The organism is Thiobacillus sp. (assembly GCF_024708915.1).
The window spans coordinates 1-9,873 of the sequence record NZ_JANJXQ010000211.1; the positions used below are offsets into that span (position 1 = coordinate 1).

Consider the following 9,873-nt stretch of genomic DNA (forward strand, 5'->3'; position numbering starts at 1 on the left):
ATCATCGAGAATCATCTCTCCCATCGGGCAGGCCGGGGAGGTCATGGTGAGGTCGACGTGCAGCCGGGTCGGCGTGACCTCCACGCCATACACCAGCCCGAGGTCGACGATGTTCATGCCGACTTCCGGGTCGTCGACCCCACGCAGTGCGGCGTGAACGTCTTCTGTAGTGATTACGGCAGAATGCTGCGGCATCGCACGCTCCATGAAGAGGTATTTAAAATACATGTTTAATTTAGCACCCGCGGGCGGCGAAAACAATTTATGAATTACCGCTTCCGCGAATCCTCCGTTTGCGGGCGGCAGGGTGGACGGGCGGGTCGCGGCGACGTGTCCGCCAAGGGTTTATAGCGTGCCCGATCTGGGCGACAATGGCGGTTTTCGCGCCTCCCGCCCAGCGGCCCCGGCTTCGACGGATATCCCATCCGCTGTCCGGAGCGTGCGCCATACGGAATTTTAAGGATAGCCGCAGCATGCTGCTGATGATCGACAACTACGACAGTTTCACCTACAACCTGGTGCAGTATTTCGGCGAGCTGGGCGAGGACGTCAGGGTGATCCGCAACGACGAAATCGACCTCGCCGGCATCGCCGCCATGCATCCAGACCATATCGTCGTCTCGCCCGGCCCCTGCACACCCAACGAGGCGGGCGTGTCGGTGCCGCTGATCAGGGAATTCGCCGGCGAGATTCCCATTCTCGGCGTCTGTCTAGGCCATCAGAGCATCGGCCAGGCGTTCGGCGGCAGGATCGTGCGCGCAAAGGAACTGATGCATGGCAAGACATCGATGGTTCATCACCTCGATGCCGGCGTGTTCAAGGATCTGCCCAATCCCTTCCGCGCCACCCGTTACCACTCGCTGGTGATCGAGCGCGAAACCCTGCCGGACTGCCTCGACATCACCGCGTGGACCGACGACGGCGAAATCATGGGGGTGCGCCACAAGACGCTGGCAGTCGAGGGGGTGCAGTTCCATCCCGAATCCATCCTCACCGAACACGGCCACGCCATGCTGGCGAATTTCCTGAAAGGCATCCGATGATCACGCCGCAACAGGCGCTCTCCCGACTGGTCGAGCAGCGTGAAATCTTCCACGACGAGATGCTGTCGCTGATGCGCCAGATCATGAGCGGGGAACTCACGCCGGTGCAGATCGCCGGCATCCTCACCGGCCTCAGGGTGAAGAAGGAAACCGTCGGCGAGATCGCCGCGGCGGCGCAGGTGATGCGCGAGTTCGCCGCCAGGGTGCCGGCGCAGAACAGCGCGAACCTGGTCGACACCTGCGGCACCGGCGGCGACGCTGCGCATACCTTCAATATTTCCACCACCGCAGCCTTCGTCGCGGCGGCGGCCGGGGCGCGGGTCGCCAAGCACGGCGGACGCTCGGTGTCGTCGACCAGCGGCAGCGCCGACGTGCTGGAAGCGCTGGGGGTGAATCTCAACCTGACCCCGGAGCAGGTGGCGGCAAGCATCGACGCCATCGGCATCGGCTTCATGTTCGCACCCAATTTCCACGGCGCCATGAAGCATGCCGCGCCGGCGCGGCGCGAACTGGGGGTACGCACCCTGTTCAACATCCTCGGCCCGCTGACCAACCCGGCGGGCGCGCCGCACCAGTTGCTGGGGGTGTTCCACCCGGATCTGGTAGGCATTCTGGTGCGCGTGCTGCAGCGTCTCGGCAGCCGCCACGTCATGGTGGTGCACGGCTCCGACGGCATGGACGAAATCACCCTCTCCGGTGAAACCCTGATCGGCGAACTGAAAGACGGCGAGGTCACGGAATACGCGATCCATCCGCGCGAGTTCGGCTTCGGCTCGTGCAGCAGCGACGTGCTCAAGGTCTGGGACGCAGCCCAGGCCAGGGACATGCTGCTGGCGGTGCTCGACGGTCTGCCGGGGCCGGCGCGCGACATCGTGCTGCTCAACGCCGGCGCCGCCATCTACGCCGCCGACCGCGCCGCTACGCTGGGCGAGGGTATTGAACGGGCACGCGAGGCGATCGCGAGCGGCGCGGCGCGCGAGAAACTCGCGCAACTGGTCGAGTTTTCCAACCGCAGCGGGGAAGCGTGAGCGCCATGTCCGACATCCTCGAAAAAATCCTCGCCACCAAGCGCGGCGAAATCGCCAGCGGGCTCGCCAGCGTGCCGCTGGCCGAGATGCGGGCGCAGGCGCTGGCGGCACCCGCGCCGCGCGATTTCGTCGGCGCGCTGCGCGCGAAGCTCGCCGCCGGCAAGCCGGCGGTGATCGCCGAAATCAAGAAGGCCAGCCCCTCCAAGGGGGTGATCCGCCCCGACTTCCGTCCTGCCGAGATCGCGGCGAGCTACGAAGCAGGCGGCGCCGCCTGCCTGTCGGTGCTGACCGACCGCGACTATTTCCAGGGCAGCGCCGCGTATCTGAAAGCGGCGCGTGCCGCGTGTTCATTGCCGGTGCTGCGCAAGGATTTCATCATCGACCCTTATCAGGTCTACGAAGCGCGCGCGATGGGGGCGGACTGCATTCTGCTGATCGTCGCTGCGCTGGAACTGCCGCAGATGCAGGCATTGGAAGCGCTGGCGTTCGAACTGGGGATGGCGGTGCTGGTGGAGTCGCACGACGCCGAGGAACTCGCCGCCGCGCTGCAGTTGAAGACGCCCCTGCAGGGCATCAACAACCGCAACCTGCGCAGCTTCGAGGTGAGCCTCGACACTACGCTGGCGCTGCTGCCGCAAATCGGCGGCGAGTGCATCGTCGTCACTGAATCGGGCATCCTCTCGCCGGCCGACGTCGCGCGCATGCGCAGCCACCAGGTCAACGGCTTTCTGGTGGGCGAGGCGTTCATGCGCGCCGCCGATCCGGGCGCCGAACTCGCGCGCCTGTTTGCCGCGTAGGCGCGTCAGCGCTTGCCGCCGAACAGGCTGCCGAGCAGGCCGCGGCTGAGGCTGCGGCCGATCTGGCTGCCGATGGACCGGGCGGCGGATTTTGCCATCGCCTCGACTGCGCCCTCGCGGCGGCCGCTTCCTCCCAGAATATCTCCCAGCACGCCGCCCAGTCCCCCGCCGCCTGCCGCGGACCGGTTGGCGGATTGGGCCTGTTGTTCCGTCTGCGCCTGTGCGGCGGCCGCTTGCGCCGCCTGCTCGGCGCGCGTCTTGAGAATTTCGTACGCGGATTCGCGGTCAACCGTCTTGTCGTAGGCGCCGGCGACCAGCGAGGTCTGCATCAGTTGCTGGCGCTGCGCCGCGGTGATGGGGCCGATCTGCCCCTGCGGCGGCACGATGTAGGCGCGTTCGACCACGCCGGGACGGCCTTTCTCGTCGAGCATGGACACCAGCGCCTCGCCGACGCCGAGTTCGGTGATGACGGCGGCCTCATCCAGTGCCGGGTTGTCGCGCATGGTTTCGGCGGCGGTCTTGACCGCTTTCTGGTCGCGCGGCGAGAACGCGCGCAGCGCATGCTGCACCCGGTTGCCGAGCTGCGACAGCACCTTGTCGGGCACGTCGGCCGGGTTCTGGGTGACGAAATACACACCGACTCCCTTGGAACGGATCAGCCGCACCACCTGTTCGATTTTTTCCACCAGCGCGGTCGGCGCGCCGGCAAACAACAGGTGTGCCTCGTCGAAGAAGAAGACCAGTTTCGGCTTGTCGAGGTCGCCCGCTTCGGGCAGGTTTTCGAACAGCTCCGCCAGCAGCCACAGCAGCAGCGTGGCGTACATTTTCGGCGACTGCATCAGGCGGTCGGCCGACAGGATGTTGACGACGCCGAGTCCGCGGTCGGTCTGGATCAGGTCGGCGATGTCGAGCATCGGCTCGCCGAAAATCGCCTCGCCGCCCTGCGACTCCAGTGCCAGCAGGCCGCGCTGGATCGCACCGATGGAGGCCGGCGACACGTTGCCGTAGTCGGTGGTGAACTGTTTCGCGTTGTCGCCGACGAAAGCGAGCATCGAGCGCAGATCCTTCAGGTCGAGCAGCAGCAGGCCGTTGTCGTCCGCCACCTTGAACACCAGATTCAGCACCCCGCTTTGGGTTTCGTTGAGATCCAGCATGCGCCCCAGCAGCAGCGGCCCCATGTCGGACACCGTGGCGCGCACCGGATGCCCGGCCTCGCCGAACGGGTCCCACAAGGTGACCGGATAGCCCTGATAGGCAAAGCCTTCGAGCTTGAGCGACTCGACCCGCTCGGCCACCTTGGCGTTGCCGCCGCCGGGCTGCGAGATGCCCGACAGGTCGCCTTTCACGTCCGACATGAAGCACGGCACGCCGATGCTGGAGAAGTGCTCCGCCAGCGTCTGCAGGGTGACGGTCTTGCCGGTGCCGGTGGCGCCGGTGATGAGGCCGTGGCGGCTGGCCATCTGCGGCAGCAGATGGAGGTCGGCGGTGGCGTTTCTGGCGACAAGCAGCGGTTCGGTCATGGCGGTTCCTGATTCATTGATAAGGGAATTCTAGCGAGTTCGGCGGTGCTCGGAATCAAGCAATGTATAAAAGTGGCGGCTAATGTTCCGGGTATCATCGCGGCATGATGAAAACAGGGAAAGCCGCAGCCGTGGAACAGCGCATGCATGAAATCGTCATCGTCGGCGGCGGGGCGGGCGGGCTGGAACTGGCCACCCGGCTGGGCGACAGGCTGGGCAGGAAAAAGCGCGCGAACATCACGCTGATCGACGCCTCGCCCTCGCACCTGTGGAAACCGCTGTTGTACGAGGTCGCGGCGGGCAGCCTCGATTCCTACGCCGAACGGCTGGAATACCTGGCGCAGGGCCACTGGCACGGTTTCACCTTCCGCCTCGGCCGCATGGACGGTCTCGACCGCGCGCGCCAAGAGATCGGCGTCGCACCGACGTTGGACGAAGCAGGCGTCGAAATCATTCCACGCCGCAGCTTTCATTACGACACCCTGATCATCGCGGTCGGCTCGGTCGGCAACGACTTCGGCGTGCCGGGCGTGAAGGAGCACTGCATCATGCTCGACACCCCCGAGCAGGCGCGCGAATTCCATCGCCGCCACATCAACGCCTGCCTGCGCGCCAACACCCAGACCGAAGCCGTCGCGCCAGGCCAGCTCACCGTCGGCATCGTCGGTGCCGGCGCCACCGGAGTCGAACTCGCCGCCGAACTGCACGACACCACGCGCGAGCTGTCGGCCTACGGCATGGACAACATCGAGCCGGACAAGAGCCTGAAGCTGCTCCTCGTCGAAGCCTCCGACCGCATCCTGCCGGGGCTGCCGCCGCGCCTGTCGAATGCGGCCGCCGAACGCCTGACCGAACTGGGGGTGGAAATGCACACCCGGGAACGCATCGTCGAAGTGCGCGCCGACGGCATGCTGACCGCCGACGGCAAGCACATTCCCGCCAGCATGATGGTGTGGTCGGCCGGCATCAAGGCGCCGGATTTCCTGAAGGACATCGACGGCCTGGAAACCAACCGCATCAATCAGCTGGTGGTGCGCCCCAGCTTGCAGACCACGCGCGACGACAACATCTTCGCCTTCGGCGACTGCGCCGCCTGCCCCATGCCGGACGGCAAGGGCTTCGTCCCGCCGCGCGCGCAGGCGGCGCACCAGCAGGCGTCGATGCTGGTGAAGTCGGTCTGCCGCCGCCTGCGCGGCAAGCCCTTGCCCGAATATGTCTACCGCGATTACGGCTCGCTGGTCGCGCTGGGCCGCTTTTCCCCCGTCGGCAACCTGATGGGTGGGCTCACCGGCCGCAGCATCATGATCGAAGGCGCGATGGCGCGGCTGGTGTACTGGTCGCTGCACAAGATGCACGAGATCGCGCTGCACGGCTGGTTCAAGACCTCGCTCACGACCTACGCCCACTTCATCAGCACACCGACGCGGGCGCGCATCAAGCTGCACTGAGCTTCGTTCAATCTTCGTTCCACAGCCACGCCGCGCCGCGCACGCCGCTGGAGTCGCCGTGCTGCGGCGGCACCAGCCTGGTGTCGACGCGGTCGGAAAACACGTAACGCGGCCACAGCCGCGGCACGCTGTCGTACAGGCGGGCGATGTTGGATAGCCCGCCGCCCAAGACAATTACATCAGGGTCGATCAGGTTGATCACGCCGGCGAGTGCGCGTGCGAGGCGTTCCTCGTAGCGCGCCAGCGTGGCACTGCAGGGGCCGTAGCCGGCGTTCGCCAGTTGCACGATTTCGCTCGCCGGCAGGTCCTCGCCGCCGTAGCGCACGTGGTCGGCGGCCAGCGCCGGGCCGGACAGCCAGGTTTCGATGCAGCCTTTCTTGCCGCAGTAGCAGGCGGGCGCGGCGTCGAGCTCGCGCGGGCTCGGCCACGGGTGCAGGATGTCCTCGCCGGTGGCGGGGTGCTGTCCGGTGGAGGCGCGGTCAGCCTGGGTGTGGGCGAACTGGAAGTAGGGCAGGGGCGAGTGACCCCATTCGCCGGCAATGGCGTTGGCGCCCTTGAGCGGCTGGCCGCGCACCACCACGCCGCCGCCGACGCCGGTGCCGAGGATGACGCCGAACACCGTCTCGGCGCCGGCGGCTGAGCCATCGATGGCTTCCGACAGGGCGAAGCAGTCGGCGTCGTTGGCGAGCCGCACGTTTCGATTCAGCGCGCGTTCGAGGTCTTCCTGCAGGGGTTTTCCGTTGAGGCAGGTCGAATTGCAGTTCTTCATCAGGCCGCTGGCGGGCGAGATGGCGCCGGGGGTGCCGATGCCGATGCTGCCGGTCTGCCCGAGATCGAATTCGGCCTGGTGCAGCAGCGCGGCGACGGCGGCGACGGTGGCGAGGTAGTCGTTCTGCGGCGTCGGCACGCGGCGACGCAGGCGTTCGCGGCCGCCGGCGTCGAGCGCGATCAGTTCGATTTTGCTGCCGCCGAGGTCGACGCCGAAACGTAGAGGGGGAGCCACGGTGTAAAATCTCCGGCTACTTAATTTGCGTTGGAATCGACATGGCAGGACATTCGAAGTGGGCCAACATCCAGCACCGCAAGGGCCGCCAGGATGCCAAGCGCGGCAAGATATTCACCAAGCTTATCAAGGAAATCACCGTGGCCGCCAAAATGGGCGGCGGCGATCCGGCGATGAACCCGCGCCTGCGGCTGGCGATCGACAAGGGCAAGGCCGAGTCGCTGCCGAAGGACAACATCGAGAATGCGATCAAGCGCGGCACCGGCCAGCTCGAAGGCGTCAACTACGAGGAAGCGCGCTACGAGGGCTACGGTATCGGCGGCGTCGCGGTGATGGTCGACTGTCTCACCGACAACAAGGTTCGCACCGTCGCCGACGTGCGCCATGCCTTCGTCAAGCACGGCGGCAACATGGGCACCGACGGCTGCGTGGCGTTCCAGTTCAAACACTGCGGCCAGATCATCCTGGAACCGGGCGCCAGCGAGGAAGCGGTGATGGACGCCGCGCTCGAAGCCGGCGCCGACGACGTCATCCCCAACGACGACGGCTCGATCGAGGTGTTGACCTCGCCTGATCCCAAGGCCTTCGAGGCGGTGAAGGAGGCGCTGGAGAAGGCCGGCTTCAAGCCAGCGGTGGCCGAGATCACCATGCGCCCCGAAGCCGAGACCGAACTCGCCGGCGACGACGCGGTGAAAATGCAGAAAATTCTCGACGCGCTCGATTCTCTGGACGACGTGCAGGAGGTCTACACCAATGCGGTGCTTCCTGAGTGAGGCGTGCGGAAAAAACGTGAGGCGTGAGGCGTGAGGCGTGCGGGACGCAAGCACTACGACCTGGTGCTGTGGCAGCAGGCAATGTTGCTGGTCAAGCACGTCTACGAAGTAACGCGCGTTTTTCCCGCCGAGGAGAAATTCGGACTGATCTCCCAGATGCGCCGGGCAGCGATCTCGGTGCCGAGCAATATTGCCGAAGGCGCGGCGCGGCAAACGAATAAGGAATTCATTCAGTTCTTGGTCATCGCTCGCGGTTCGCTAAGCGAACTCGATACGCAGTTTCTGTTGGCGAAGGATCTGGCGTTCACGCTGGAGCAGCCGGACCTTGAAAACCAGATCGACCGCGTCTTCGGATTGCTGGGCGGGCTCCTGAACTCGCTTCAGAACGAAGGCAGGTCATGATGCCTGCCGCGCCCTCTGACGCCTCACGCCTCACGCCTCACGCCTCACGCATCCTCGGCATCGACCCCGGCCTGAGGCTCACCGGCTTCGGCGTGATCGAGCAGACCGGCCAGAAGCTGGCCTATGTTGCCAGCGGTGTGATCAAGAGCGGGGAGGGCAGCCTGCCGCAGCGGCTGGGGGTGCTGTTTGCCGGCATCAACGAGGTGATCGCCACCTGGCAGCCCGACACCTGCGCGGTGGAAATCGTCTTCGTCAACGTCAACCCGCAGTCCACGCTGCTGCTCGGCCAGGCACGCGGCGCGGCAATCTGCGCGGCGGTGTCGAACGAACTGATCGTCGCGGAATACACCGCGCTGCAGATCAAGCAGGCAGTAGTCGGCCACGGCAAGGCCGCCAAGGAGCAGGTGCAGGAAATGGTCAAGCGCCTGCTGGGTTTGCCGGTTGCGCCCAAGGCCGACGCCGCCGACGCGCTTGCCTGCGCCATCGCCCACGCGCACGGCAGCCGCCTCGGCGCGCAGTCCACCGCAGGCTATCGCGTGAAGGGCGGGCGGCTGGTCTGAGCCCTGCCGATGGCAATGTATAGTCTGGGCTGCCGACGACTTCAGCGGCCATCTGGAGAAAATTGATGATCGGTCGCATCACCGGCACGCTTGCCGCCAAACATCCGCCGCAGGTGCTGGTGGACGTGAACGGCGTCGGCTACGAAATCGACGTGCCGATGAGCACGTTCTACACCCTGCCTGCGCTGGGCGAAAAAGTCAGCCTGCTCACCCACCTGGCGATCCGCGAGGACGCGCATCTGCTGTATGGCTTCGGCAGCGAGATCGAGCGCGCGGCGTTTCGCGAACTGCTGAAAGTCTCCGGCATCGGCGCCAAGACCGCGCTGTCGGTGCTGTCCGGGCTGTCGGTCAACGACCTGTCGGCGGCGATTGCGGCGCAGGAAGTCGGCCGCCTCGTCAAGGTGCCCGGCATCGGCAAGAAAACCGCCGAACGCCTGCTGCTCGAACTCAAGGGCAAACCGGTGTTTGCCGGCGCGATCGCCAGCACGGCGCCCGCCGGCGTGTCGGACGACGTGCGCCAGGCCTTGCTGGCACTGGGCTATAACGAACGCGAGACCACCGAAGCCGTGCGTCAGCTGCCGCCCGATCTGCCGGTGGGCGAGGCGATCCGGCAGGCGCTGCGCGCCTTGTCGCGCGCCTGAACATGGCGCCCAATGCCAGTCCCGCGCTGGTGTCGCTGCGCAAGCGTTTCATCTGGCTGCTGGCTGGCGTGGTCGGCTTGTTTGCGGCGGGCATGGCGTTGAGCCTGCTGTTCAGCCTGCGCACGAACAGTGCCGCCGAATGGCATCTGCTGAAGGTGGAGGCCGCGCAGGCCCGCACCAGCGTGATGCGGCGCTGGAATTACTACCGCGAAGTGGCCGACAATCTGGCCAGCGATCCGCAACTGCTCGATCTGATGCTGGTCGGCTCAACCGAGGACAAGCAGCAATGGGCGATGTCGCGGCAGCACCTGCTGCCCAACATCCTGGGGCTGGCGATCGTGAGTCCGCAGGGCGAGGTCTATGGCGATGCCAGCCTGCTGCGCGTGGGGCCGAGTTGCCAGCGCGACCTGCTTCAGCACGGCTCGAACGTGCCGAACCGGGTACTGATTCACCGCGACGTGGCCGGGCTGGAGCATGTCGATTTGAGCGCGCCGGTGCGCGAGGCGGGCGGCGAGGTGCTGGGCCAGGTGTTCTTGAGCGTGCGGCTGGCGCAACTGCAGCGCATCGTCGACGACTCCACCCAGCCCGGCCATGCCATCGCCCTCATCGATGCGGCCGGCGAGCCGGTGGTCAGCAGCGGCAGCCTGCAGGGGGCGGT

Annotated in this window: 12 protein-coding genes; 9 read left to right on the forward strand and 3 right to left on the reverse strand. The window is 66.2% G+C overall.

All coding sequences use genetic code 11. The annotated features are described in order from the left end of the window. The coding region (locus Q0L94_RS14215) for an iron-sulfur cluster assembly protein (RefSeq protein ID WP_296754387.1) at window positions 1-195 on the reverse strand (195 nt) is incomplete at its 3' end. A 278-nt stretch (window positions 196-473) separates the two neighbouring features. Here Q0L94_RS14215 and Q0L94_RS14220 point away from each other — a divergent pair. Genes Q0L94_RS14220 through trpC form a run of 3 tightly spaced genes read left to right on the forward strand, consistent with a single transcriptional unit; the run spans window position 474 to window position 2,868 of the window. Then, window positions 474-1,043: an aminodeoxychorismate/anthranilate synthase component II gene (locus tag Q0L94_RS14220; RefSeq protein WP_296754389.1), complete on the forward strand. Its 570-nt coding sequence runs from the start codon at window positions 474-476 to the stop codon at window positions 1,041-1,043. Continuing rightward, window positions 1,040-2,071 carry an anthranilate phosphoribosyltransferase gene (gene trpD, locus Q0L94_RS14225; RefSeq protein ID WP_296754392.1) on the forward strand — a complete coding sequence of 344 codons (1,032 nt, stop codon included), beginning with the start codon at window positions 1,040-1,042 and terminating at the stop codon, window positions 2,069-2,071. Before Q0L94_RS14220 ends, trpD begins: the two co-directional genes overlap by 4 nt. A gap of 5 nt (window positions 2,072-2,076) precedes the next feature. Continuing rightward, window positions 2,077-2,868, forward strand: a complete 792-nt coding sequence (gene trpC, locus Q0L94_RS14230; protein ID WP_296754410.1) for an indole-3-glycerol phosphate synthase TrpC — start codon at window positions 2,077-2,079, stop codon at window positions 2,866-2,868. 5 nt (window positions 2,869-2,873) lie between these two features. Here the strand turns inward: trpC and Q0L94_RS14235 are convergent, their stop codons facing one another. Next, the gene (locus Q0L94_RS14235) at window positions 2,874-4,388 is read right to left on the reverse strand and encodes a helicase HerA-like domain-containing protein (protein ID WP_296754395.1); all 1,515 of its coding nucleotides are present in this window, start codon (window positions 4,386-4,388) and stop codon (window positions 2,874-2,876) included. A 143-nt stretch (window positions 4,389-4,531) separates the two neighbouring features. On the opposite strand from Q0L94_RS14235, the gene Q0L94_RS14240 reads away from it, so the two are divergent. After that, on the forward strand, window positions 4,532-5,836 hold the full coding sequence (locus tag Q0L94_RS14240) for an NAD(P)/FAD-dependent oxidoreductase (RefSeq protein ID WP_296754396.1): 1,305 nt from the start codon (window positions 4,532-4,534) through the stop codon (window positions 5,834-5,836). A 7-nt stretch (window positions 5,837-5,843) separates the two neighbouring features. On the opposite strand, the gene Q0L94_RS14245 is transcribed toward Q0L94_RS14240, so the two are convergent. Next, entirely contained in the window at window positions 5,844-6,839 is a 996-nt protein-coding gene (locus Q0L94_RS14245) for an ROK family protein (protein ID WP_296754398.1), read from the reverse strand. Window positions 6,840-6,880: 41 nt separating this feature from the next. Between Q0L94_RS14245 and Q0L94_RS14250 the strand changes: the two genes are divergently transcribed. From Q0L94_RS14250 to Q0L94_RS14270, 5 genes are all read left to right on the forward strand, one after another. Beyond that, entirely contained in the window at window positions 6,881-7,612 is a 732-nt protein-coding gene (locus Q0L94_RS14250) for a YebC/PmpR family DNA-binding transcriptional regulator (protein ID WP_296754400.1), read from the forward strand. Between the two features lie 30 nt (window positions 7,613-7,642). Further along, window positions 7,643-8,014 (forward strand): four helix bundle protein, encoded by a 372-nt coding sequence (locus Q0L94_RS14255; RefSeq protein WP_296754402.1) that lies wholly within the window; start codon window positions 7,643-7,645, stop codon window positions 8,012-8,014. Further along, on the forward strand, window positions 8,014-8,574 hold the full coding sequence (gene ruvC / locus Q0L94_RS14260; protein WP_296754413.1) for a crossover junction endodeoxyribonuclease RuvC: 561 nt from the start codon (window positions 8,014-8,016) through the stop codon (window positions 8,572-8,574). Before Q0L94_RS14255 ends, ruvC begins: the two co-directional genes overlap by 1 nt. Window positions 8,575-8,639: 65 nt before the next feature. Beyond that, window positions 8,640-9,215, forward strand: coding sequence for a Holliday junction branch migration protein RuvA (ruvA, locus tag Q0L94_RS14265; RefSeq protein ID WP_296754405.1), 576 nt, complete (start codon window positions 8,640-8,642; stop codon window positions 9,213-9,215). 2 nt (window positions 9,216-9,217) lie between these two features. After that, a partial coding sequence (locus Q0L94_RS14270; RefSeq protein ID WP_296754407.1) for a cache domain-containing protein occupies window positions 9,218-9,873 on the forward strand: 656 nt, incomplete at its 3' end.

Coding starts and splice junctions, on each gene's coding strand:
- Q0L94_RS14220 (WP_296754389.1), top strand. CDS start 474: ATGCTGCTGATGATCGACAACTACGACAGTTTCACCTACAACCTGGTG.
- trpD (WP_296754392.1), top strand. CDS start 1,040: ATGATCACGCCGCAACAGGCGCTCTCCCGACTGGTCGAGCAGCGTGAA.
- trpC (WP_296754410.1), top strand. CDS start 2,077: ATGTCCGACATCCTCGAAAAAATCCTCGCCACCAAGCGCGGCGAAATC.
- Q0L94_RS14235 (WP_296754395.1), bottom strand. CDS start 4,388: ATGACCGAACCGCTGCTTGTCGCCAGAAACGCCACCGCCGACCTCCAT.
- Q0L94_RS14240 (WP_296754396.1), top strand. CDS start 4,532: ATGCATGAAATCGTCATCGTCGGCGGCGGGGCGGGCGGGCTGGAACTG.
- Q0L94_RS14250 (WP_296754400.1), top strand. CDS start 6,881: ATGGCAGGACATTCGAAGTGGGCCAACATCCAGCACCGCAAGGGCCGC.
- ruvC (WP_296754413.1), top strand. CDS start 8,014: ATGCCTGCCGCGCCCTCTGACGCCTCACGCCTCACGCCTCACGCCTCA.
- ruvA (WP_296754405.1), top strand. CDS start 8,640: ATGATCGGTCGCATCACCGGCACGCTTGCCGCCAAACATCCGCCGCAG.